The 23,495-nt window shown below is 71.5% G+C and carries 24 protein-coding genes and 1 pseudogene; 16 read left to right on the top strand and 9 right to left on the bottom strand.

The features are described 5' to 3' along the window. Positions 1-258: 258 nt before the first annotated feature. Positions 259-927, top strand: coding sequence for an ArsR family transcriptional regulator (locus E1285_RS19460; protein WP_132154045.1), 669 nt, complete (start codon positions 259-261; stop codon positions 925-927). Between the two features lie 161 nt (positions 928-1,088). Here E1285_RS19460 and E1285_RS19465 read toward each other — a convergent pair whose 3' ends face one another. Continuing rightward, positions 1,089-1,838: a TetR/AcrR family transcriptional regulator gene (locus tag E1285_RS19465; protein WP_132154047.1), complete on the bottom strand. Its 750-nt coding sequence runs from the start codon at positions 1,836-1,838 to the stop codon at positions 1,089-1,091. A gap of 86 nt (positions 1,839-1,924) precedes the next feature. On the opposite strand from E1285_RS19465, the pseudogene E1285_RS19470 reads away from it, so the two are divergent. Beyond that, positions 1,925-2,835, top strand: a pseudogene (locus tag E1285_RS19470) (NmrA family NAD(P)-binding protein). A 165-nt stretch (positions 2,836-3,000) separates the two neighbouring features. Here E1285_RS19470 and add read toward each other — a convergent pair. Next, the gene (gene add, locus E1285_RS19475; RefSeq protein ID WP_132154049.1) at positions 3,001-3,975 is read right to left on the bottom strand and encodes an adenosine deaminase; all 975 of its coding nucleotides are present in this window, start codon (positions 3,973-3,975) and stop codon (positions 3,001-3,003) included. A gap of 124 nt (positions 3,976-4,099) precedes the next feature. Here add and E1285_RS19480 point away from each other — a divergent pair, with 124 nt between their 5' ends. From E1285_RS19480 to E1285_RS19500, 5 genes are all read left to right on the top strand, one after another. Next, positions 4,100-4,630, top strand: coding sequence for a PadR family transcriptional regulator (locus tag E1285_RS19480; protein WP_132154051.1), 531 nt, complete (start codon positions 4,100-4,102; stop codon positions 4,628-4,630). Further along, entirely contained in the window at positions 4,627-5,307 is a 681-nt protein-coding gene (locus E1285_RS19485; RefSeq protein WP_132154053.1) for an ABC transporter ATP-binding protein, read from the top strand. Before E1285_RS19480 ends, E1285_RS19485 begins: the two co-directional genes overlap by 4 nt. Continuing rightward, a complete protein-coding gene (locus tag E1285_RS19490) occupies positions 5,304-6,665 on the top strand; it encodes an FtsX-like permease family protein (RefSeq protein WP_132154055.1) in 1,362 nt (453 codons plus the stop codon). The genes E1285_RS19485 and E1285_RS19490 overlap by 4 nt, the downstream gene beginning before the upstream one ends. A gap of 223 nt (positions 6,666-6,888) precedes the next feature. Next, positions 6,889-7,296 carry a YciI family protein gene (locus E1285_RS19495; RefSeq protein WP_132154057.1) on the top strand — a complete coding sequence of 136 codons (408 nt, stop codon included), beginning with the start codon at positions 6,889-6,891 and terminating at the stop codon, positions 7,294-7,296. Between the two features lie 8 nt (positions 7,297-7,304). Continuing rightward, positions 7,305-8,450, top strand: a complete 1,146-nt coding sequence (locus E1285_RS19500; protein ID WP_132154085.1) for a DUF6596 domain-containing protein — start codon at positions 7,305-7,307, stop codon at positions 8,448-8,450. A 10-nt stretch (positions 8,451-8,460) separates the two neighbouring features. On the opposite strand, the gene E1285_RS19505 is transcribed toward E1285_RS19500, so the two are convergent. Together E1285_RS19505 and E1285_RS19510 are read right to left on the bottom strand one after the other, a co-directional pair. Further along, positions 8,461-9,042: a Uma2 family endonuclease gene (locus E1285_RS19505; RefSeq protein WP_207946673.1), complete on the bottom strand. Its 582-nt coding sequence runs from the start codon at positions 9,040-9,042 to the stop codon at positions 8,461-8,463. A gap of 74 nt (positions 9,043-9,116) precedes the next feature. Beyond that, positions 9,117-9,995 (bottom strand): A/G-specific adenine glycosylase, encoded by an 879-nt coding sequence (locus tag E1285_RS19510; protein WP_132154059.1) that lies wholly within the window; start codon positions 9,993-9,995, stop codon positions 9,117-9,119. 69 nt (positions 9,996-10,064) lie between these two features. On the opposite strand from E1285_RS19510, the gene E1285_RS19515 reads away from it, so the two are divergent. After that, a complete protein-coding gene (locus E1285_RS19515; protein WP_243722908.1) occupies positions 10,065-10,676 on the top strand; it encodes a hypothetical protein in 612 nt (203 codons plus the stop codon). Positions 10,677-10,682: 6 nt separating this feature from the next. On the opposite strand, the gene disA is transcribed toward E1285_RS19515, so the two are convergent. The 4 genes from disA to E1285_RS19535 all read right to left on the bottom strand — a co-directional run bounded on the left by disA (position 10,683) and on the right by E1285_RS19535 (position 15,334). Beyond that, positions 10,683-11,765, bottom strand: a complete 1,083-nt coding sequence (disA, locus tag E1285_RS19520; protein WP_132154061.1) for a DNA integrity scanning diadenylate cyclase DisA — start codon at positions 11,763-11,765, stop codon at positions 10,683-10,685. Between the two features lie 113 nt (positions 11,766-11,878). Beyond that, positions 11,879-13,354: an AAA family ATPase gene (locus tag E1285_RS19525; protein ID WP_132154063.1), complete on the bottom strand. Its 1,476-nt coding sequence runs from the start codon at positions 13,352-13,354 to the stop codon at positions 11,879-11,881. Between the two features lie 37 nt (positions 13,355-13,391). Then, positions 13,392-14,507 carry an alpha/beta hydrolase gene (locus E1285_RS19530; protein WP_132154065.1) on the bottom strand — a complete coding sequence of 372 codons (1,116 nt, stop codon included), beginning with the start codon at positions 14,505-14,507 and terminating at the stop codon, positions 13,392-13,394. A 77-nt stretch (positions 14,508-14,584) separates the two neighbouring features. Further along, positions 14,585-15,334 (bottom strand): class I SAM-dependent methyltransferase, encoded by a 750-nt coding sequence (locus tag E1285_RS19535; RefSeq protein WP_132154067.1) that lies wholly within the window; start codon positions 15,332-15,334, stop codon positions 14,585-14,587. A gap of 133 nt (positions 15,335-15,467) precedes the next feature. Here E1285_RS19535 and E1285_RS19540 point away from each other — a divergent pair, with 133 nt between their 5' ends. From E1285_RS19540 to E1285_RS19575, 8 genes are all read left to right on the top strand, one after another. Continuing rightward, a complete protein-coding gene (locus E1285_RS19540) occupies positions 15,468-16,352 on the top strand; it encodes a sugar phosphate isomerase/epimerase (RefSeq protein ID WP_132154069.1) in 885 nt (294 codons plus the stop codon). Continuing rightward, positions 16,349-16,951 carry a TetR family transcriptional regulator gene (locus tag E1285_RS48200; RefSeq protein ID WP_279510077.1) on the top strand — a complete coding sequence of 201 codons (603 nt, stop codon included), beginning with the start codon at positions 16,349-16,351 and terminating at the stop codon, positions 16,949-16,951. The genes E1285_RS19540 and E1285_RS48200 overlap by 4 nt, the downstream gene beginning before the upstream one ends. A gap of 80 nt (positions 16,952-17,031) precedes the next feature. Next, on the top strand, positions 17,032-17,742 hold the full coding sequence (locus E1285_RS19550; RefSeq protein WP_243722910.1) for an ABC transporter ATP-binding protein: 711 nt from the start codon (positions 17,032-17,034) through the stop codon (positions 17,740-17,742). After that, positions 17,739-18,473 carry an ABC transporter permease gene (locus E1285_RS19555; RefSeq protein WP_132154071.1) on the top strand — a complete coding sequence of 245 codons (735 nt, stop codon included), beginning with the start codon at positions 17,739-17,741 and terminating at the stop codon, positions 18,471-18,473. Before E1285_RS19550 ends, E1285_RS19555 begins: the two co-directional genes overlap by 4 nt. 117 nt (positions 18,474-18,590) lie before the next feature. Continuing rightward, positions 18,591-19,868 carry an LCP family protein gene (locus E1285_RS19560; RefSeq protein ID WP_132154073.1) on the top strand — a complete coding sequence of 426 codons (1,278 nt, stop codon included), beginning with the start codon at positions 18,591-18,593 and terminating at the stop codon, positions 19,866-19,868. A gap of 94 nt (positions 19,869-19,962) precedes the next feature. Further along, entirely contained in the window at positions 19,963-20,883 is a 921-nt protein-coding gene (locus E1285_RS19565; RefSeq protein WP_132154075.1) for a proline dehydrogenase family protein, read from the top strand. Between the two features lie 73 nt (positions 20,884-20,956). Then, positions 20,957-21,751 carry a pyrroline-5-carboxylate reductase gene (proC, locus tag E1285_RS19570; RefSeq protein ID WP_132154077.1) on the top strand — a complete coding sequence of 265 codons (795 nt, stop codon included), beginning with the start codon at positions 20,957-20,959 and terminating at the stop codon, positions 21,749-21,751. A gap of 58 nt (positions 21,752-21,809) precedes the next feature. Next, the gene (locus tag E1285_RS19575; RefSeq protein WP_132154079.1) at positions 21,810-22,247 is read left to right on the top strand and encodes a hypothetical protein; all 438 of its coding nucleotides are present in this window, start codon (positions 21,810-21,812) and stop codon (positions 22,245-22,247) included. 74 nt (positions 22,248-22,321) lie between these two features. On the opposite strand, the gene E1285_RS19580 is transcribed toward E1285_RS19575, so the two are convergent. Beyond that, entirely contained in the window at positions 22,322-23,308 is a 987-nt protein-coding gene (locus tag E1285_RS19580; RefSeq protein ID WP_132154081.1) for an alpha/beta hydrolase, read from the bottom strand. Between the last annotated feature and the right edge of the window lie 187 nt (positions 23,309-23,495).

Raw genomic sequence — 23,495 nt, forward strand, 5'->3', positions numbered from 1 at the left:
CGGCACGCAGGCCGAGGCCGTGACCGCGGTCGGTGCGGCCGGGGAAACCGAGAAGCCGCATGGGCGGCTGACTGATGCGCTGCTCAGGCGAGGAACCGTATGCGGATCGCTCCGGTGCCGTCGGTAGTCCAGCCGTCGGTAGTCCAGCCGTCGGCGGTCCAACCGTGGCCGGGCAGCCACACGCCCAGCCGATCGGCGGGTTATCCACAACCGGCGATTCGAGCGGAGTCCGTCGGACCCGGCGCATAGAGTTCGAACATGCGATCGAATGAGGTCGGTTCGGCGGCGGAGTTCGGGCGGCGCGCGGCAGGCGGCTCGACGGGTTACACACAAGTCACTCGCGCGTTCCTGCGGGACGTGCGGGCCCGCGCGCCGGCCCCGCTCCCGATCTTCCGCTCGCATTTGCAGGGCGAGCTGCTGGCGCGCCTGCTCCTGGGGCCGGAACGCGAGGCGTCGATGCTCGACCTCGCCGTGATGCTCCGCGTCGACCTGGCGTCCGTGATGCGCGAGGTGGAGCGGCTGGCGCGAGCGGACCTCCTGACGCTCCGCCGCACCCTGGCCGGCCGCCTCGTCACCCGGAACGCCGAAAGCCCCCTGTACGAGCCGCTCACCCGCCTGCTGATGCTGACGTTCGGCCCGGCGGCGGTGGCGGCGGAGGAGTTCGGGCACCTGCGGGCCGTCCGCGACGTGTACCTGTTCGGCGCCTGGGCGGCGCGCTACAACGGCGTCCCGGGCGACCAGCCGGCCGACGTCGAAGTCCTCGTGCTCGGCGACATCGACCACGCGACGGCCCACGACGCCGCCCAGGAGGCAGCGGCCCGCCTGGGCCTCCCCGTCCACCCGGTCGTCCGCACCCTCACCCAATGGCAGGACGACGCCGATCCCTTCCTCCGCGAGATCCGCGCCGGCCCCCTGACCAAGCTTTGATCACGCAGCCGATCGCCCCGCGCGGCGGCCCGCCACCGCGCGCTCCACCCGCGGCCACAGCACGCGGTCCTCCAGGTCGTGATGTTCTCCGGCGACTCGCAACGGCGCCCCGTCCGCCCGCCGACCGGGGGCGGTTCGACAAGAGGGCAGAACCGGAACGGCTAGCCGGCGCGACGGCGCCGGTGGGCACGCTGGCGGCAGGTCGGACCGCAGTAGCGGGGTGGCCGCCCGGTGGCATGGACGAGCAGCCGGGCGCCGCATTCCACGCAGTGGCTGAGGGCGGTGGATTCGTGACGTGCGGAGGGGGAGTCACGGAATGTTTCGTCTTTCGTGACGTCCCTGGCACGCAAGCCGTCCAGCAGCAGCCGCACCAGCCGTGTGCCGCGTACGCGGTCCCGGTGTGCCGAACGCAATGCCTCGCCGCCGACGGCCAGCGCGGACAGATCGTCGGCCCGTACGTCGGCGCGTATGGCACCGACCTGCTGCGCGTCGTGCAGCAAGCGCTCCAGCGCCGCACGGAACCGCTGCGTCGCGGCGGCCAGCACGGCGCGCGGCCAGCCTTGGTCAGCGGTGAGCGCATCGCAGAAGCTCCGGCCGCCCGCCGACTGCTCGATGACTTCGAGCAGGAACCCGAACAGCGCGTCACCGGGTGCGGCGCGGGCGGCCCACCGATCGGCGGCTGCCACCAGATCCTCGATGTGTTCGGCGAGCACCGCCTCGACCAGGATCTCTTTGCTCGGGAAGTGCCGGTAGACGGTTCCGGCCCCGACCCCGGCGCGCTGCGCGATCCTGCCGAGTGACGCCTCCGTCCCCTCCTCTGCGAACACGCGCATGGCCGTGCGGAGCACGATCTCCCGGTTGCGGTGGGCATCGGCGCGACCGGCACCCGCCGCACCCGGTGCTGCGTTCATGTCACTGAATCCTTGTCCGCGGCACTGAAACGGGTGGAACATTCCGGATCACGCGAACATCCTCCACCATCTCCGGAAAGGACACCATGACCATCGCGACACCGGTCGACCCCGGCTCCCCGATCCTCGTCACCGGCGCCACCGGCAAGCAGGGCGGCGCCACCGCCCGGCGACTGCTCACCGGGGGGTGGCGGGTGCGAGCCCTGGTGCGCGACGTGACCTCACCCGCCGCTGCGGAGCTGGCCGCCGCGGGAGCCCGACTCGTCCGCGGCGACTTCGACGATCCGGCGAGTCTGCAGCCCTCGACGGCGTCGCCGCCGTGTTCGGCATACCTCCCGTGGCCATCGGACCGGCCGGAACCGAAACGGATCTCGAAGTGACCCGCGGCCGGGCCCTGATCGATGCTGCGGCCGCCGCGGGGATCAAGCAGGTCGTGTTCAGCACCGTCGCCTCGACATCTGCGGCATCGCAGGGGTCGGAGGGCAAAACACTGATCGAGGAGTACCTGCGCGACCACATCGCGCAGCCCACCGTGCTGCGCCCGGTCCGGTTCATGACCAACTATCTCGGTGTCGGAGTGATCGGCTTCGACGGCATCTCCCACGGCGTCAACCGGCACGTCTTCCCTCCGCACGAGCCCACGCAGATCATCACGCTGGAGGACGTCGCCGAGTTCGCCGTGCTCGCGTTCGCGGACCCGGCCCGATTCGCCGGACGAACCTTGGAACTGGCCGGCGACGAGCCGTCTCCGACGGAGGCCGCCGCCGCGATCAGCGAGGCCACCGGCTTTCCGATCCGGTATGAGCAGCTCACCGACGCCGATGCCGCCGCGCTCGGCCCGCAGATCGCCGACACCAAAAGGCACTGGCAGGCCGGTCACCGCTGGCACGCCGACATCGAGTCACTGCGCGTCATCCACCCCGGACTGCGCACTCTCACCGACTGGCTCGCCGAATCCGGCGCCGCTGTCATCCGGGCCCATCTCACCACCACCTGACGCCGACGAGCACGGCACTGTATTGGCCTCCCAGATGTCGGGATCTCGCCCCGGGCCGGTGGTCGAGCACGAAGCCGGAGCGGTCCGTTGCTGGGGCGGTCACGGGGGGATGCGCTGCGCCGTGGCGACCATTGACCACAACTCCCCGAAGCTCCAATCAACGATCTAGGGGGTGGCCAGCCAGGCGTTGATCTGTGCACGGAGGCGGGTCTTGGTCTCGGTGGGGGCGAAGGAGGCGTCCACGCCCGCGTGGGCCAGGTCGGCCAGGACGGTGTCGTCGTAGCCGAAGGTGTCGCGGACGCGGGCGTACTCGGTGGCAAGAGGGGTGCCGATCAGGGCCGGGATGTCGGTGTTGAGGGTCACGATCAGACCCGCGTCACGGAGGCGGGGAAGGGGGTGGTCGCCGAGGGAGGGCGCGAAGCCCAAGGCGACGTTGGACGAGGGGCACACTTCGAGGGGGATCTTGCGTTCTCGTACCTCGGCCACGAGGTCCGGGTCGTCCAGGATTCGGATGCCGTGGCCGAGCCGTTCGGTGCGGCCGGGACCGAGCGCCTGCCGGATGCTGGCCGGGCCCTCGCCCTCGCCCGCGTGGTGGACGATGTGCAGCCCAGCGTCGTGGGCGGCGGCGAACACCTCGTCGAACGGGTCGCCGGGATGGGACTCGTCGCCGGCGAGGCCGATCGCCACCACGCGGTCGTGGTGGCGGGCGAGGTCGAGCGTCCGCCAGGCGCGCTCGACGGACCGGCGGCGGGAGTGGTCGAGGAGGATGCGGCATTCGATCCCGAACGCCTCCTGTCCGGCCTCCAGGCCCTCCAGGACGGCCGCCAGCGGCATTTCGAGGTCGCCGAGGCGCTCGCCATGGCCGGCCGCGGTGAACGACACTTCGGCGTAGCGGGTGCCTTGCGCGGCCTCGTCCTCGCAGAACTCGTAGGCGACCCTCCGGAAGTCGCCAGGGCGACGCAAACAGGCCCGGACGAGATCGTTCTGCGCGAAGAAGGCGGCGAAGTTCCCGAACGGAACATCATCCCCGGGAACGTCCAGCCCATTGGCGGCGCCGATCTCCCGAAGCGTGGCCCACCGCACGGCGCTCTCCAGATGGACATGCAGATGGGCCTTGGGCAACCTCACCAAGTCACGCACACCCGCACGCTACGACTCCACTCCACCACTTGACCACCCATTATTTCGCCCCACCCCACCTCCCACCGACACCCATGTCCGCGGCTACTCACTCGGTGTATGTATTGAGTGTATAGTGTGCCGCATGTCGACTCCGCTGGTTCTGCTCGCCTTGCTCGAAGGGCGGGCCAAGCACGGGTACGAGTTGAAGCGGGAGCACGACGAGCGGCTTCCGGGGGCCAAGCCACTGCCGTACGGGCAGGTCTACTCGACGTTGCAGCGGCTGGAACGCGATGGGCTCGTGGTCGTCGCCGAGGTCGTCCAGGACGGGGGGCCCGAGCGCACGCTGTACGAGTTGACCCCCGCGGGCACCGAGAGGATGCGGGCGTGGCTCGCCGAGACGGAGCCGCCCCTGCCCTACGTCGGCGGTGCGCTGTTCGCCCGGGTGATCATGGCGTTGGTGGCCGGTGGGGACGCGCGTGCCGCGCTGGATCGGCAGCGCGCCGCCCACCTTGACCGCATGCGTGAGCTGACCCGCGCGAAGGCGGACCCCGGCGCGTCCACGGCCGCGGTCCTGGCCGCCGACTACGCCCTGTTCCATCTGGACGCCGACCTGCGGTGGATGGAGCTGGCCGTGCACCGCCTCGCCGATCTGACCGAGGAGATCAGCCGATGAGCCCACTGCTGCAAGCACGCGATGTCAGCAAGACGTTCGGCCGGACACGGGCGCTGCGAGGCGCGTCCCTGGCGATCGGCACCGGAGAGATCGTGGCGATCTCCGGCCCGAGCGGCTCGGGCAAGAGCACGCTGCTGCACTGCCTGGCCGGGATCTTCGTCCCCGATGACGGCGAGATCCACTACGGCGAGACGCGCCTCGATGGGCTGGACGCGGACGCCCGGACCCGGCTGCGACGGGAGGCGTTCGGCATCGTCTTCCAGTTCGGCGGGCTGGTTCCGGAGCTGACCGCCGCGGAGAACGTGGCCGTCGCGCTCATGTTCGGCGGGGTCGGCCGGGCGGAGGCGTCCGCGACCGCGCTGGACTGGCTGGGCCGCTTCGGGGCGGACGGCTGCGCGCGACTGCGGCCCGGCGATTTGTCCGGCGGCCAGGCGCAGCGGGTCGCCATGGCGCGGGCGCTGGCCCACGGACCCAAGGTGGTCTTCGCCGACGAGCCCACCGGCGCGCTCGACAGCGTCGCGGGCGAGAAGGTGCTCGGACTGCTGATCGGTACGGCGAGGGAGCGCGGCGCCACCGTCGTCCTGGTCACGCACGACAACCGGATCGCCGCCTTCGCCGACCGCGAGATCGTGGTGCGCGACGGCACCGTGGCCGAGGCGCCGGCGGTGACCCGATGACCGGGGGCGGGCCGCGCGTCCTGTTCGCCGTCGCCGCGATGCTGGCCCGCGGCACCTCGCGCGCCGAGCGGCGGCGGCGCCGGCTGCTGACCTCCGGTGCGGCCCTGGCCACGTTCTTCCTGCTCGGCGCGGTGAACCTGCTGCTGATACGGGGCACGACCCAGACCCGGTGGGCCGGCCTGGTCAGCGAGGAGGAACTGCGGCCGGGCACCGCGTTCGCGCTGGCGCTGCTCGTCGTCCCGGTGCTGGCGCTGCTGTACCAGGCCGGACGGGTCGCGCAGGCCACCCAGGAGCGGCGGCTGGCGGCGCTGCGGCTCGCCGGCGCCACACCGGCGGACGTCCGCCTGCTGGGCGCGGTCGAGGCGCTCCGCGTCGGCACGGTCGGGGCGGTCGTCGGCGGTGTCGCCTACGTGTCCGGGCAGCAGATGACGATGGCCGCACTCGGCGTGCGCGATACCGCCAAGTACGCGATCCCGCCCTGGTCGGTCCCGGCCGTCCTGGTCCTGGTGGTGGCCGCGGCGGCGGCGATCAGCCTGCCGGCGTCCCGCCATGTCGTGGTCTCGCCGCTGAGCGTCGCCCGGCGTGCGTCCCGTCCCCGGCCGTCCGCGTACACGATGCTCCCGCTCGCCATCGGGGTGCCGCTGATGGTCGCGGGCGGGTTCGCCGGGGGCGTGGACAAGGTCGGGGTGCCGCTGTTCTTCCTCGGCGCCGTCGCCACCGTCGTCGGCGCGGCGGCGGGCGCCAGCCGGGTGATCCTGGAATCGGCCCGCCTGGCCGGCCGCTGGGCCCGTACCCCCGAGACGCTTCTGGCGGCGCGTGCTCTGGAGGCCGACCCCCGCGCCGTGGGCCGCACCATGGCGGTCGTCGGCCTGGTCGTCGCCTTCGGCGCGGGCACAGGTGCCTTCACATGGGAGGTGATCCGGACCAGGGACATCTTCGGCGACGCCGCTGAGAGGTTCTGGCTGGTCAGCCTCGGCCTCACCTACCTGGCGCTGCTGTTCGCCCTGCTCGTGGCGGTCACCGCGCTGGTGGTGCACCGGGCGGAGACGCTGCTGGAGGGCGGCCGCTCGACGGCGGCCCTGGCCGCGATCGGGGCCCCGGTGGCGTCCCTGCGCCGGGCGGCGCTGCGCCAGACGCTGATCGCGGCGACCCCGGTCTGCGCGATCGGCGCCCTGAGTGCGTCCATCGGTATGACACCGGTCAACTTCGCGGACCCCGACCTGCCAACGATCACCTGGGCCGCCGGTCACGCCCTGCTGATGATCGTGCTCGCGGTGACGGCCGCGGCCGCCGTGACGGCCCTGTCGAGCCGTCTCCTCACCCGCGCCGCAGCCCCGACCCACCTCCGCACCGAATAACAGAACCTCGCACCGAAGAGCCGGAATCGCGTCGGACGCCTGACCGTCGCGCCGGATCGGCGGGCGCCGTGCCGTGAAGCCGGACGCACGCGGGGATCTCCCACCCCGGGCTCGTCCACGAAAACCAAAAAAAATCTGGGTGAGGATGTCGAGAACCCGCGGGCGGCTTCGTCCCCGGTGTGAACGCGGCCAGAATGGGCGCATCAGCACTGGGGAGAACACGATGGCTAAGTACCTGCTGCTCAAGCACTACCGCGGCGCTCCGGCTTCGGTCAACGACGTGCCGATGGACCAGTGGACGCCGGAGGAGGTCTCGGCGCACGTCCAGTACATGAACGACTTCGCGGCCCGGCTGGAGGAGACCGGCGAGTACGTCGACAGCCAGGCTCTCGCGCCCGGGGGGACGTTCGTCCGGTACGACGGCGAGGGCCGGTCACCGGTCACCGACGGCCCGTTCGCCGAGACCAAGGACCTCATCGCCGGCTGGATGGTGATCGACGTCGACACCTACGAGCGGGCCGTCGAGCTGGCCGGTGAGCTGTCGGCCGCTCCCGGCGCGGGCGGCAAGCCGATCCACGAGTGGCTCGAACTGCGTCCGTTCCTGACCGAGCCGCCCACCATCACGGAGTGACCGCTCGCATGGACGAGGCCCTGCTGAGGAGCCTCACACCGGACGTCCTCGGGATCCTCGTCCGCCGCGGAGCCGGCTTCGCGGCGGCCGAGGACGCCGTGCAGGACGCCCTGGTCGAGGCGATCCGGGTCTGGCCGGACGACCCGCCGCGGGACGCGAAAGGCTGGCTGATCACCGCGGCCTGGCGCAAGTTCCTCGACGCGACCCGGGCGGACGCCGCCCGCCGCAGGCGGGAGGACGCCGTCGACGAGGAACCGGCGCCGGGCCCCGCGCCCGAGTCGGACGACACGCTCCAGTTGTACTTCCTGTGCGGCCACCCGTCGCTGACGCCGTCGTCCGCGGTCGCGCTCACGCTGCGCGCCGTCGGCGGGCTGACCACCCGCCAGATCGCCCAGGCCTACCTGGTGCCGGAGGCGACCATGGCGCAGCGCATCAGCCGGGCGAAGCGCACCGTCTCCGGCGTGCGGTTCGATCAGCCCGGCGACGTCGCCACCGTGCTGCGCGTCCTGTACCTGGTCTTCAACGAGGGATACTCCGGTGACGTCGACCTGGCCGCCGAGGCCATCCGGCTCACCCGGCGGCTCGCGGCCACGATCGATCATCCCGAGGTGGCGGGCCTGCTCGCCCTCATGATGCTCCACCATGCCCGCCGCGCCGCCCGGACCGCGCCCGACGGCTCTCTCGTGCCGCTCGCCGAGCAGGACCGCACCCGGTGGGACACCGACTCGATCGCCGAGGGCATCGAGATCCTCCAGGCGGCCCTCGCCCGCGACAGGCTGGGCGAGTTCCAGGCCCAGGCCGCCATCGCGGCACTGCACGCCGATGCGCTCACCGCCGAGGAGACCGACTGGGTACAGATCGTCGAGTGGTACGACGAGCTCGTGCGCCTGACCGACAGCCCGGTCGTCCGGCTCAACAGGGCGGTGGCCGTCGGCGAGGCCGACGGACCGCGCGCCGGCCTGGCCGCGCTCGCGACGCTGGACGACTCATTGCCCCGCCACACCGCGGTGGCCGCCTACCTCTACGAGCGCGACGGCGACCTTGAGAAAGCGGCACGGCTCTACGTCGAGGCGGCGGAACGGGCACCCAACCTGCCCGAGCGAGCCCACCTGACCCGCCAGGCCGCCCGCCTCAACACCGATCGGAGCCGCTGACGGCCCACGCTCAGCGACTCAAGGACTTGACGTCGATGTCCATCGGGAATGGAACGTCGAGTTTGAGCCGGTCACGAGCGATCGCGGTCTCCACATAGGCGCCGATCGTGCCGAGTTCCAGGACGTGGATCACAGGGTTACCAAACTCGTTCTCCACCAGCCAGAAGTGCTGAATGCCGGCCTCGGCATACTTGTCGCGCTTGGTCGTGCGGTCACGCTCCTCGGATTCCTTGGAGACGATCTCAACGACCAGGACGACCTCTTCCGATAGGAAAAAGGTCCGGCGTCCCTCCGGGTCCGCCACTTGAGGACGAATCGCGATCACGTCGGGTTCCGGGCGCTGGCGACGACCGAGTTTGACGGTCATCTCCGTGTTGATCTCGACATCACCGGGGGCGTGGTCTCGCAACGCGGCCGCGAGCTGCCACATCACTTTGCTGTGGAAGTTCGTCCGGGGGGACATCATGATGAGCGCTCCGTCGATCATTTCCATGCGTGGCGCGCTGGGGGGCAGCTCATCCAGGTGCTCGGCGGTCCACCCTTCGGGCGGGGGGCGTAGCCACTCAGGAATCGACTCGGCGTCGATAGCCATGACATCCTCCTACGTCGTCAAAGCGATCGTACGGTGACACGCCGTGTTCAGATCCGGTGTCGGCGCGGCCGTGGTCAGGTGGGGAGGGCGTAGCGGCCGTCGTCCAGGGGGTCTACCAGGCCGTCGGCTATCAGGGCGTCCAGGGCGCGTTCGCGTTGGGGGGCGTCGGACCAGACGACGTCCAGGGCCGGTTTGGTGACGGGGCCTTCGGCGTCGCGGAGGACGGCGAGGATGCGGCCCCGGCACTGCCGGTCGGTGCCCGCGTACGTCTGGCCCCGGCGCGGCGGGCCGTCGTAGGCGGGACGGCCGGCCAGCCGCCACGCGCACGCGTCGAACACCGGGCAGTCGGCGCAGCGGGGCGTGCGGGCGGTGCAGACCAGCGCGCCCAGTTCCATGACGGCGACGGCCCAGCGGGCGGCGGTCGGGGGATCGAGGGGGAGGAGGCCCTCCGCGAGCTTCACCTCGGCCCTCGTCTGCGACTTCGGCGGGTACTCGTCGCCGGACAGGAGCCGGGCCAGGACGCGGCGGACGTTGGTGTCGAGCACGGCGTGACGCTGCTGGAACGCGAAACTGGCGACGGCGGCGGCGGTGTAGGCGCCGATGCCGGGGAGCGCGAGGAGGTCGTCGTGCGAGGAGGGGACGTCGCCGCCGTGCCGTTCGGTGATCGCGCGGGCGCTCTCGTGCAGGCGCAGCGCGCGGCGGGGGTAGCCGAGCCGCCCCCATGCGCGGACGGCCTCGCCGGAGGGCTCGCCCGCCAGCGCGGCGGGGGTGGGCCAGCGGGCCGTCCAGGCGTGCCAGACGGGCAGGACGCGGGAGACCGGGGTCTGCTGGAGCATGATCTCGCTGACCAGGACGCCCCAGGGCGTCGCGTCCGGTGCCCGCCACGGGAGATCCCGGGCGTTCGACTCGTACCAGCCGAGGATCGGGGCGGTGTAGGCGGAGTTCGGTTTCATGGCGCGCCGCCATTGTGGCAAGCGGCGGGTCGTCCCCTCTTTCCGGATCGCTGATTGCATACTTAACGTATGGGGGCAGGTACTGGACGTGACACGGACGGTTCTGGACTTGATCGATACTGGCGGCGTCGCGCGCTGGCCCTGGCCGGCGTGCTGTGCGGCGTCGGGCTACTGGCCTGGACCTGCACCGGGGACTCGGACGAACCGGTCCAGAACGCGGGCGCGGTCGAGAGCACGAGCCCGCCGCCACCGCCGACCGTGATGCCGACCGTCACCGTCACCACGACGGCCACGCCCGAGCCGGAAGCGGCGGACGACGGCGGCCCCTGCGAGGAGAAGAACCTCGTCTACAGCATGTCGGCGGAGGGGAAGACGTACTCGGGTTCGAGCAGTCCGGAGTTCCGGGTCACGGTCGTGAACACGGGGAGCGGCTCCTGCCAGTTCGGCCCGGAGTCGCTGGACGTGCGCATCACGTCGGGTTCGGACCGCATCTGGTCGTCCGCCGAATGCCGTGACGGGGACCCGTCCAAGGAGACCCTCAAGAGGGGCATCCCCTACGTCCAGACCGTCACCTGGGACCGCAAGCGGGGCTGCGACGGCGAGAGCACCGCCCGCCCCGGCACCTACGTGGCGGACCTGAAGGACAAGAAGACCAAGAAGCAGATCTTCCACCTCCGCTGACCTCGGCTAGACGTAACGTTCCAGGATCGAGGATTCGGCCAGGCGGGAGAGGCCCTCGCGGACGCTGCGGGCCCGGGATTCGCCCACGCCGCCGACGGCCTGGAGGTCGTCGATGCTGGCGGCCAGGAGTTTCTGCAGGCCGCCGAAGTGCTCGACGAGGCGTTCGACGACCATGCTCGGCAGCCGCGGGACCTTGGCCAGGAGGCGGAACCCCTTGGGGCTGACGGGCAGGTCGAGGGCGTCGGGGCCGGCGAAGCCCATCACCTCGGCGACGGTGGACAGGTCGAGCAGCTCGTTGGCCGTCAGCGTGTCCAGGGCCGAGAGGATGGCGGCGACGCCGCGGGCGCGGGTGTCGTCGGACGGGTAGTCGCGGACGATCAGCTCGCGGTCGACGTCGACGCCGGAGACCAGTTCGTCGAGCTGGAGGGACAGCAGCCGGCCGTCCGTGCCGAGTTCGACGACGTAGCCCTCGATCTCGTCGGCGATGCGGCGGACCATCTCGAGGCGCTGGACGACGGCGCTGACGTCCCGGACGGTGACGAGGTCCTCGATCTCCAGCGCCGAGAGGGTGCCGGACACCTCGTCGAGCCGCAGCTTGTAGCGCTCGAGCGTGGCGAGGGCCTGGTTGGCCTTGGACAGGATCGCCGCCGAGTCTTCGAGGACGTAGCGGATGCCGTCGAGGTACAGCGCGATGATGTGCATCGACTGGCTGACCGAGATGACCGGATAGACGGTCTGGCGGGCGACGCGTTCCGCGGTGCGGTGGCGGGTGCCCGACTCCTCGGTGGGGATGGTCGAGTCCGGCAGGAGCTGGACCGCGGCGCGGACGATGCGGCTGTGGCTGCCGTCGAGGACGATCGCGCCGTCCATCTTGGCGAGCTCGCGCAGCCGGGTGGCGGAGAACTCGACGTCCAGTTCGAAGCCGCCCGAGCACAGTTCCTCGATCGTCTTGTCGTAGCCGAGCACGATCAGGCCGCCGGTGTGGCCCCGCAGGATCCGCTCCAGTCCGTCGCGAATCTGGGTGCCCGGGGCCACCGCGGCCAAGGTGGCGCGGCGTCGCTCGTCATAACCCTTGTCGTGTGCTAGCACCTGACCCCCGGAGGTCGCTGGACGGCGCCAGTTTACCGAGGAGGGCGGCGCGCCGGTTCCTCCCCTGGTCGCAAGCGTGGGCCGCGTGGAGTAATACTCTGGCGGGACCCACGTTACGGGGCCGTAAAGGAGACCTGCAGAGCCTGGGCCAGGCTGTCGACCTCCATCACCTTCATGCCCTCGTAGCTCGTGAGCTGCGGGTCGGCGCGTTTCAGCGGGGATCCGTCGGCGAGTTCGAGGGAGCCGCGCGGGACGACGGCGTGCTTGAACCCGAGCCGTGCCGCCTCGGCGAGCCGCCGCTGGACGCCGGGCACGACGCGGACCTCCCCGGCCAGGCCCACCTCGCCGAGCGCGATCAGGCTGGTGGACAGGGCCTGCTCGACCGAGGCGCCCGCGACGGCGAGCGCGAGGGCGAGGTCGACGGACGTCTCGGTGAGCCGGACGCCGCCGACGGTGGAGACGTACACGTCCTGTTCGTGCATGGAGATCTTGCAGCGCTGGGCGAGGACGGCCAGGACCATCGCGACGCGGGAGGTGTCCAGGCCGGACGTGGCGCGGCGCGGCGCGGGCAGGTGCGATTTCGCGACGAGCGACTGCACTTCGGCGACCAGGGGGCGACGGCCCTCCAGCGTGACGGTCACGCACGTGCCGGGGACGGCCTCGTCCCGCCGGGTGAGGAACAGCCCGCTGGGGTCGGGGAGGCCGACGATGCCGACCTCGGAGAGGTCGAAGCAGCCCAGTTCGTCGGTCGGCCCGTAGCGGTTCTTCACGGCGCGGATCATGCGGAGCCGCGAGTGCCGGTCGCCTTCGAAGTACAGGACGACGTCGACGAGGTGTTCTAGGAGCCGCGGCCCGGCGATCGCGCCCTCCTTGGTGACGTGCCCGACGAGCACGACGGTGATGCCGCGTTCCTTGGCCACGCGGATGAGGTTGGCGGCGACCTCCCGGATCTGGGTGACGCCGCCGGGGGCGCCGTCCACCTCGGACGTGCCGATCGTCTGGATGGAGTCGACGACCAGCAGGCCCGGCTCCACGGTGTCGATGTGCCCGAGGATGGCGGACAGTTCCGACTCCGCCGCCAGGTACAGGTCGTCGGTGATCGCCCCGACGCGGTCGGCGCGCAGCCGCACCTGCTCCGTGGACTCCTCACCCGTGACGTACAGGACGCGCCGCTCCTCGGGCTTGCCCGGCTTGTCCTGCTTCTCCGGCTCCTCCGGGCCGCGCGGCTCCGGGACGCCGGACTGCGTCGAGGCCAGCGCGGCGACCTCCAGCAGCAGCGTCGACTTGCCGATGCCCGGCTCGCCCGCCAGCAGCACGACGGCGCCGGGCACGATGCCGCCGCCGAGCACCCGGTCCAGCTCGTCGAGCCCGGTCGGCCTCGTCTGCGCCGACCGCACGTCCACCTGCCCGATCGGACGCGCCGGCGCGCTGACCGGCCCGGCCGTCACGACCCGCGCCGGCGTCGCGGACGCGCCCTCGGTGATCGTCCCCCACGTCTGGCACTCCCCGCAGCGACCCACCCACTTGGAGGTCTGCCAGCCGCATTCCGAACACCGGTAGGCCGCCTTCGCGGTCTTAGCCTTCGCCATGTGCCGAGAGCCTAGAGCCCGCCTGTGACAACCCGCGTCAAGCGGCGATGGACTTCCGGGCGCGTTCGATCAGATCGCCGAGGTGGTCGGCGACGATGCTGGGACGTTCCATCATGGCCATGTGGCCGGCGGACGGGACGACCTCCAGCCGGGACTCCGGCAGGCAATTGGCGATCTTGAGGCTGTGCTCGACGGGGGTGAGCATGTCGTTCTCCGCGCCGATGATCAGGTTGCGGGCGCCGGTGAGGGACGTGCAGTCGCTGATCACCTCGGTCGTGATCATCGAGCGGAGGTAGTCGACGAAGGCGTCCATCCGGGTCTCGGTCATCATCTGCTCGGCGAACGCGACGGCGGCGGGGCTGGCGTCGGGGCCGAACGCGATCAGGTCCTCGATGAGCGTGGCGGCTTCGCGGCCGAGGTGGCGGACCTTCTCGACCGCTCCGGAGCCGGCGCCGAGGGCGCCGAGGGCGCGGGGGAGGAGCGGGCGGCCGGCGCGCGCGAGGAGGGCGGGCATGCCGAGGGTCAACTCGCCGAGGCCGCCGGAGGACGTGCAGATCAGCCCGGTGGCGACGATCTTGCGTCCGGCGAGGCCGGGGTTCTCGTCGGCGTAGCGCAGGATCGTCATGCCGCCCATGGAGTGGCCGACGAGGACGACGGGCGTCTCCTGCGGGACGGTCGCGTCGATGACGGCGGCCAGGTCGCCGGCCAGCCGGCCGAGGGTGTAGCCGTCGCGGGCGCCGCCGTCGGAGCGGCCGTGGCCGCGGTGGTCCCAGAAGACGAGGCGGCCGAGTCCGCGCAGGGCCTTGCGCTGGAAGTGCCAGGAGTCCTGGGTGAGCGTCCAGCCGTGGCAGAACACGACGGCGAGGTCGGTGCGGTCGTCGCCGTCGATCTCGGCGTACAGGCGCGTGCCGTCGTCGGCGCGGACGGGGACGGGACGGCCGCGCAGCGACCCGAACGGCTCCCCGGCGTGCGGGTCGGGACGCAGTTGGAGGCGGCGCATGGCCCTGCGCTGCGCGGCGAGCCCGGCCCCGGCACCGGCCGCGCCGAGTGCCGTGACGGCGAGGAGGCCGCGAATGCTCCCCCGGGGAGCGGCACGGCGCCGTGGGGGCGTCCCCTCAAGAGCGACATGGCTCGTCCTGGTGGCACGGCCCATGGTCGGTTCCTCTCGTTCCGGCGGTGACCGGATCCCGGCGGTGACCGGTTCCGGCATTGGCCGACCAGTCGGTAACTTCAGGGGCAACGCCACCACAAATTGACGGCATAGTCCACCTCAAGGGGAGTCCGGCCCTCGTGCTCGCTCCCCTGCCCGACCCCGTCCTGCCCGCACCCGTCCTGCTCGCGCAGGCAGGCCTCGGCCAGGTCGGGCGGGAACTCGATCCGCAGTACGGCCGCGAGGTCGTCCCGGCGCTGGAACGACCAGCGGATCGTCAGCGGCTCCCGGGCGAAGCCGCGCCGCGTCCAGAACCGCTCCACGGCTTCCGGGTCGTACTTCGGCAGGCTTCGCCGGAACCAGCGGCCGAACGTCGACCGGGTGGCGTCGTTGTCGATGATGAAGATCGCGCCGCCGCGCCGGACGACCCGTTCCAGTTCGGCCAGGCCCGGTTCGCATCCCGGGCCGAAGAAGTAGGCCCACCGGACGTGGACGACGTCGATCGAGGCGTCCGGAAGCGGCAGCGCCTGGGCCGCGCCGACACGAACGGTGACGTTGGGGAGGTGCCGGGCCCTGCGGGAGGCCGCCGACGCGAGGCCGGCGTGCGGCTCCACGCCGATCACCCGGTTCGCGTCCTCGGCGAAGAACGGCAGGTGGAAGCCGGTGCCGCAGCCGAGGTCCAGGACGTCCGCCCCTTTCCACGGGCGGATGGCGCGCATCGCCTCCGGCAGGACGCCGTCCGGGTCGACGGCGCGGTTCTCCAGCTCGTAGACCTGGGGGGAGTTCCAGATGTTGGGGCTCGGTACGGCGCCCCGGGCGATATCGGCCACGGGTACAGAGGGTAGCCAGAGCAATCAGGATCACGCGGGGCGAAGGTTTCATCACCGCCGCGGCCGCATAGGCTTTGCCTTGCGAGCATCGCCCTACGAACACCACCGAACGACCATTCTCGGCGAGGAAGCCTTGACTCCGCAGCACAACGGTGTCTCTTCACCGGCGCTCCGCGTTCCGGACGCGCCGATCACGCTCTCGACCGCCTCGGTGTACCCGGAGAAGGTACCGAGCGCCTTCGAGATCGCCGCTCTGCTCGGGTACGACGGCATCGAGGTCATGGTCTCCACGGACGCCTCGTCCCAGGACCTCAACGTCCTGCGGCGGCTGTCCGACTACCACCAGGTCCCCATCAAGTCGATCCACGCGCCCTGCCTGCTGCTCACGCAGCGCGTGTGGGGACGTGAGCCGTGGGGGAAGCTGGTGCGGTCCAAGGAGGTCGCGGAGGAACTGGGCGCGGACGTCGTCGTCGTGCACCCGCCGTTCCGGTGGCAGCGCGACTACGCCAAGGAGTTCGTGGAGGGCCTCGCCCGCATGCAGGACGAGACGGACGTGCTCTTCGCGGTCGAGAACATGTTTCCGCTCAAGGCGCGCGGCGCCGAAGCGGGCATGTACCTCCCCGACTGGAACCCCGTCGACCAGGACTTCCCCTACGTGACGCTCGACCTGTCCCACTCCGCGGTGTCGGGCTCCGATCCCCTCGAGATGGCGGGGAGCCTAGGCGACCGCCTGAGGCACATCCACCTCGCCGACGGCGTGGGCATCACGAACAAGGACGAGCATCTCGTCCCCGGCCGGGGCGGCCAGCCGTGCGGGACGCTGCTGGAGAACCTCGCCGAGGACGGTTTCCGCGGGCACATCGTCCTAGAGATCAACACGCGCCGGGCGTCCAGCCGCGTCGAGCGGATGGAGGACCTCGCCGAGGCGCTGGCCTTCGCCCGCCTGCACCTCGCCGCCGCCCCCCACACCTGGGAGGTCACCTCGGCGGGGGAGATCACCCGCCGGGGCGTGCGGTGACCGACGCGGTGCGTCCCGGGAACGGCGCCGCGTCGCGCGGGCGCCGTCCCGGTCCGACCGAGACGCGCGAGAAGATCCTCGCCGAGGCGCGCGAACTGTTCGCCGAGAAGGGCTATGACGGCGCCTCGCTGCGCGCCATCGCCCGCGCCGCCGGCGTCGACCCGGCCCTCGTCCACCACTTCTTCGGCAACAAGGAGGGCGTGTTCGTCGAGGCGATGCGCTTTCCGCTGGATCCGTCGACCCTGCTGCCGCGCATCATGGCCTACCCCAGGGAGCGGATCGGCGAGGCGATGGTCCGGACCTTCCTCGAGGTGTGGGGGGACGATGAGCGCCGCGCTCCGCTGCTGGCGATGCTGCGCTCGGCGATGACCAACGAGCGCGCGGCGGCGATGATGCGCGAGTTCATCGCGCAGGCCCTGTTCGGGCGGGCCAAGCAGGCGACGGGCGCCCCGTCCCTGGCCATCCAGGCGGCGGCCGGGCAGATGATCGGCATCATGATCATGCGCTACGTGCTGCGCCTCGAGCCGATGGCGTCCGCGTCCGAGGAAGAGCTCATCGAGCTGGTGGCCCCCACCCTCCAGCGCTACCTCCTGCCCTGACCCGCGGGAAACCCGTTCACCCACTTGACCTGACCTTCGTGTCCGCATAAATTCAACACATGATGAGTTCTAGTGTTGCGGTGAGCGTGCGGGACCTGCGGGTCGCACGCGGCGGCCGGGAGGTGCTGCACGGGCTCACCTTCGACGTGCCGAAGGGCTCGGTCGTGGGACTGCTCGGCCCGAGCGGCTGCGGGAAGACGACGCTGATGCGGGCCCTGGTCGGCGTCCAGATCGTCAAGGGCGGCACGGTGACCGTCCTCGGCGACGACGCCGGCTCGCCGGGCCTGCGGCGCCGCGTCGGATACGCGACGCAGTCGCCGGCCGTGTACGCGGACCTGACCGTCGCCGAGAACCTGCGCTACTTCGCGTCCGTCCTCGGCGCGCCGCGCACCGACGTGGACCGCGTCATCGACGAGGTCGGGCTCGGCGCGAGCCGCGACCAGACCGCGGCGACGCTGTCGGGCGGCCAGCTCAGCCGCGCCAACCTCGCCGTCGCGCTGCTCGGCACGCCCGAGGTCCTCGTCCTGGACGAGCCGACCGTGGGCCTCGACCCGGTGCTGCGCCAGGAGCTGTGGGAGCTGTTCCGCGAGCTGGCCGGACGGGGCGTCACGCTCGTCGTGTCCAGCCACGTCATGGACGAGGCGGGCCGCACCGACCGGCTCCTGCTCATGCGCGACGGCCACATCCTCGCCGACGGCACCCCGGACGGCCTGCGCCACCGCACCGGCGCGCAGGACCTCGAAGAAGCGTTCCTCCACCTGATCGCCGAGAAGGCAGGGAGTCCGGCATGAGCGCCGCGATCACGCTGGCCACGATGCGGCGCATCCTGGCGCAGCTCAAACACGACCACCGCACGCTCGTACTGCTGATCGCGGTCCCGGCCCTGCTGATGGTCCTGCTGCGGTACGTGTTCGACGAGCCGATGCTCTTCGACCGGCTCGGGCCCATGCTGCTCGGCCTGTTCCCGTTCATCGTCATGTTCCTCGTGACCAGCGTCGCCACGCTCCGCGAGCGGACGAGCGGCACGCTGGAACGGCTGATGACCATGCCGCTGGCCAAGCTCGATCTGCTGCTCGGCTACGCGCTCGCGTTCGGCCTGGTCGCGCTCGTGCAGGTCGGCGTCGTCCTGCTGGTCTCGCTGACCTGGCTGGGCCTCGACCTGAACGGCTCGCTCGGCTCGCTGGTCCTGGTCGCCCTGCTGAACGCGCTGCTCGGCATGTCGCTCGGCCTGTTCGCCAGCGCGTTCGCCCGGACCGAGTTCCAGGCCGTCCAGTTCATGCCCGCGTTCGTCCTGCCGCAGCTCCTGCTGTGCGGGCTGATCATGCCGCGCGACGACATGGCCTCCTGGCTCCAGGCGATCTCGGACGTCCTGCCGCTCACCTACGCGGTCGAGGCCATGCAGGAGATCAGCGCCAGCGCCGACTTCACCGGCGCCCTCGCCCTGGACATCGCCGTCATCGCCGCCTTCACCGTGGTCGCCCTCCTCCTGGGCGCCGTGACACTCCGCCGCCGCACCGTGTAGGCCGGGAACGACCCCTTGGGGCGGGCTGCGGTTTACACGGAAGGACAGTCCGCCGCAATAGGACACCTGGGCCTAAGTAGGCCATCTTGCGCGGATCAGGCTGGTAGCTTCAGCGCCATGACCCCCGGAGATCTCCCTGGCCCGCCCGTGTCGCAGCCGCCCGGCGGGGCCTCGCGACCGGCCGGGCCCGGCGGCCCCGAAGCACCGCAGGCCCCGCGGGGCCCGGGCGGGGCGGCGGGCGCCGGGAACGCCGGGGCGCCGCCGTACCCCGGCCCGGGGAGCGGCGGCGCGGGCAACGGCGAGTCGGGCAACGGCGAGTCCGGGAACGGCGACGCGGAGAACGCGTTCTGGGGCGGCACGGACGGGAACGGCCCGCTCACGCGCAAGCGCCGCTGGCCCCGGGTCCTGATCGCGATCGGCGTGTTCGTGGCGCTGATCGTCGCGGGGCTCGGCGGGCTGGCGTGGCAGCGGCAGTCGTCCTACAACGGCAACATCGACCGCATCGAAGGCGTGATGCCGGACGACGGGGCGAACAGGCCGGGCCCGAACGTGGAGGGCACCGAGAACTGGCTGCTCGTCGGATCGGACTCCCGGGCGCAGAACGGCACCACCGGCCAGGGCAGCCAGGGCTGGAAGCCCGGCCAGCAGCGCACCGACACGATCATGCTGCTGCACCTGCCGGCGGACCGGAAGAAGGCCTACATCGTCTCGTTCCCCCGCGACTCGTGGGTCGAGGTCCCCGGCTACGGCAACCAGAAGATCAACGCGGCGTTCTCCTACGGCGGGCCGAAGCTGCTGATCGAGACCGTCGAGGGCCTCACCGGCATCCGGGTCGACCACTACGGCGCGATCGACTTCGAGGGGTTCAAGTCGATGACGGACGCGCTCGGCGGCGTCACCGTCAACATCAAGCAGAGCGTGTACGACCCGGCCCGCAAGAAGAACTGGGCGGCGGGCAAGCAGAAGCTGAACGGCGAGGAGGCGCTGCTGTTCGTCCGGCAGCGCTACAACCTGCCGAACGGCGACTTCGACCGGATCAAGCGGCAGCAGGCGTTCCTCGGCGCCCTGGCCAAGCAGGCCGCCGACCGCGGGACGCTCACCAACCCGCTGAAGCTCGACCGGTTCCTGTCGGCGCTCACCAAGTCGATCAGCGTGGACGAGGGCCTGTCGGCGGGCGACCTGCGCTCGCTGGCGCTGAGCATGCGCAGCGTCCGGGCGTCGGATGTGATGTTCATGACGACGCCGCACAAGGGCACCGGCATGCGCAGCAAGCAGAGCGTCGTCTTCCTGGACGCGGCGAAGGCGAAGGCGCTGTTCGAGGCCGTCAAGACCGCCAGGATGCCCGAGTACGTCAAGCAGCACGGTGGCGGGAACAGCCTCGGCACGGTCTCGTGATCGCGGCCCCGGCCGGGCATAACCTGGACGGACAGGGCAGTTTCACGAGCCGGCGGTTTCACGAGCCGGCAGGGTCCACCGAGGGGTTCGCACAGTGCTTCGTCAGGCGTTGCTCGTCGCGTCGCGCAGCGGCGGCGCGCGCAAGGTCGTGGAGACCGCGCCGTTCAGCGGCGACATGGTCCGCAGGTTCATCGCCGGTGAGACGATCGAGGACGCGGCGCGCGTCACCGGTGAGCTGACCGGCGAGGGGCTCCTCGTCACCCTGGACGTCCTGGGCGAGGGCACCCATGACAAGGGGCAGGCCGAGGCGAACGTCCAGCACTACGTCGAGCTTCTGGAGCGCCTCGGTGCCGCCGGTCTCGGCGCACGCGCCGAGGTGTCTCTGAAGCTCTCCGCCGTGGGGCAGACCTTCGACGAGGACCTCGCCCTCACCAATGCGCGCCGGATCTGCACGGCCGCGCGTTCGGCCGACACGACGGTCACTCTCGACATGGAGGAGCACACCACCGTCGACTCGACGCTGGGGGTCGTCCACGAGCTGCGGCGTGACTTCCCAGATGTCGGGGCCGTGATCCAGGCGTACCTGCGTCGTGCAGAGGAGCACTGCGCGGATCTCGCCTACGAGGGTTCGCGCGTCAGGCTGTGCAAGGGCGCCTATGCCGCTCCCTCTGCGGTGGCCTTCACCGACAAGGAAGAGATCGACAAGTCGTACGTGCGGTGCATGAAGGTGCTGATGGCCGGCAAGGGCTACCCGATGCTCGCCACGCACGACCCGCGGCTCATCGAGATCGCGGGCGCGCTGTCGGTACTGCACGACCGTGACGCCGGCTCGTTCGAGTACCAGATGCTCTACGGCATCCGCCCGCAGGAGCAGCGGCGGCTCGCGGCGCACGGCGCACAGGTCCGCGTCTACGTCGCCTACGGCCGGGAGTGGTACCAGTACTTCATGCGCCGTCTCGCGGAGAGGCCCGCCAACCTCCGCTTCTTCATGCGCTCCCTCGTCGGCCGGTCCTGACCCGTCCCGGCTGGGGGCCGCCCCGGCTATAGGCTGGACCGGTTGCCAGGAAACCCCACGTCAAGGTGTGTCGATGATCGCGATTCTGGGTGCCGGGAAGATGGGCGAGGCGCTGCTGTCCGGGGTGCTGCGGGCCGGACGCCGCCCGTCCGAGCTGATGGCCACCGTGCGCCGCGAGGAGCGCGGGGCGCTGCTGCGGGAACGGTACGGCATCGAGATCGTGCCGAACACGGAGGCCGCCGCCAAGGCCGAGACGCTGATCCTCGCGGTCAAGCCGCAGGACATGGGCGTCCTGCTGGACGAGATCGGGCCGCACGTCCCGCCCGGACGGCTGGTGATCTCGATGGCGGCGGGCCTCACGACCGGCTTCTTCCAGGACCGGCTGCCGGAGGGCGTGCCCGTCGTCCGCGTCATGTCGAACACGCCCGTCCTCGTCGACCAGGCGATGAGCGTGATCTCGGCCGGATCCCACGCGGGGGAGGAGCACCTCAAGCTCGCCGAGGAGCTGCTGAGCCCGGTCGGGAAGGTGCTGCGGATCCCCGAGTCGCTCCAGGACGGCGCGACGGCCCTGTCCGGCAGCGGCCCCGCGTACTTCTACTACCTGGTCGAGGCGATGGTGGACGCGGGCATCCTGCTCGGCATGCCGCGCGCCGCCGCGCTGGAGATGGTCGTCCAGTCGGCCGTGGGCGCGGCCGTCATGCTCCGCGACTCCGGCGAGCACCCGGTGATGCTGCGCGAGGCGGTCACGTCCCCCGGCGGGACGACGATCTCGGCGATCCGCGAGCTGGAGCGGCACGGCGTCCGCGCCGCCGTCGTGGAGGCCATCGAGGCCGCCCGGGACCGGGGCCGCGAACTCGCGAGCGGCTGATCCCGGAAAGTTCAGCTTTGAATTGATCCTGTACCGGATTTCGTCCGTGCTAGGAAGTATGGGACTTATTCTGCGCCTGCTCGTCGCCGCGGGACTGGCGGCCGACGCCTACGTGCACTGGGTGTTCGCACCCGACATGGCCTTCGTGCAGGGCGGCGCCATCGGGGGAGACGTGCTGTTCCGCGTCCAGGCCGCGGTCGCCGGAGTGGTGGCCGTGGTGGTCCTCACCTACGCGACCCGCTGGGCGTACGCGCTGGCCTTCCTGGTCGCGAGCAGCGCCGTCTTCGCGCTCCTTCTCTACTACTCCTTCGACGTCGGGACGCTCGGGCCGCTCCCCGCCATGCACGAGCCCGTCTGGTACACCGAGAAGACGATCAGCCTGGTCGGTGAGGGCGTCGCGGCGCTGGCGGCGCTCGCCGGCTTCTTCACCGCCGGACGCGGGAAGCGCACGGACGACGAGGTCCCCGAATCCGAGCACGCGGCCCGGACGCCTTGACTTGCGGCGTGTTGCCCCTTCGGCCGCGCTCGTAAAGGCAACGCCACAAGCGAACGGCGCGCCGATCGGGGACGTCAGGCGGCTTGCCCTTCTTGGCTGGGCCGCTCCTCGGCGGGGGCCGTGACCTTGCGGATGAAGCGGTCCGCGTCGCGCATCGCCGCCGCGGCCTCCGGCAGGACGCGGTTCAAGATCTGGAAGACGTGCATCTGCCCGTCCCAGACCTGGAGTTCGCAGTCCGCCCCGGCGCGGGTCAGGGCGTCCGCGAGGGCCTCGGCCTCGGGGCGCAGGACCTCGTCGCCGCCGACCTGGATGAGGACGGGCGGCGTGTCCGTCCAGGCGCAGGTGAGCAGGGCCAGCCGCGGGTCGTCGAATCCGGCCGGCCCCACTACGAGGCGGGCGACCCGGCGCGCCGAGACGGCGCTGATGTACGGGTCGCGGGCGCGGCGCTGCGCGCGGAGGGAGAGTTCGCAGGTCAGATCGACCCAGGGGGAGAACAGGACGAGTCCGGCGGGGCCCGGCAGCCCGAGGCGGCGGATCTCGCCCGCAAGCGTCGCGGCGAGGTGGCCGCCCGCCGAGTCGCCCGCGAGGACGATGCCGGACGCGGGGACGCCGCGGGCGAGGAGCCAGCGGTACGCGGCGACGGCGTCCTCCAGCGGCGCGGGGAACGGGTGCTCGGGCGCGAGGCGGTACCGGGGGACCAGGACGGGCAGGCCCGTGTCGAGGGCGAGCCGCGAGGTGATCGGGCGGTGCGTGCGCGGGGAGCAGACCACGTAGCCGCCGCCGTGCAGGTAGAGGACGGCGCCTTCGGAGGCTCCCTCGGCGTCCCGGGAGACGACCCATTCGCCGGTGACGGGACGTTCGTCCCGGCCGGTTTCGAGCTGCGGGTCGTTCAGCGGAAGGACGCGGACGCGGGGACTCGGCCGCATCAGCAGCGACGCCGCGTCCACCGTCGAGCGGGCGGTGCGGATGCCGCCGGGGTGGCCGGGGACGCGGTGCAGGATCGGGCGGACGCCCAGGCGGAGCGCGCTGCTGATCGCGCGGCTGCGAACGCTCGGGCCCATCTACACCCCAACTGTTGGTAAATGTCCTTTTATCGGTATGCCCATATCTGACGTGTTATCCACGTCACAGGTTCGTCGCGGGCACCGGCCCCTTCCCGGCGGTATGCGGCGCCATCCTGTGAGCCGGGCCACGTGACGGAGGCGATACCGTGAGGTCATGAGCAGTCCCGCGTCCTCCCCGCCCTCC

Origin of the sequence: Actinomadura sp. 7K507 (genome assembly GCF_004348425.1) — a bacterium.
Classification (GTDB): domain Bacteria; phylum Actinomycetota; class Actinomycetes; order Streptosporangiales; family Streptosporangiaceae; genus Spirillospora.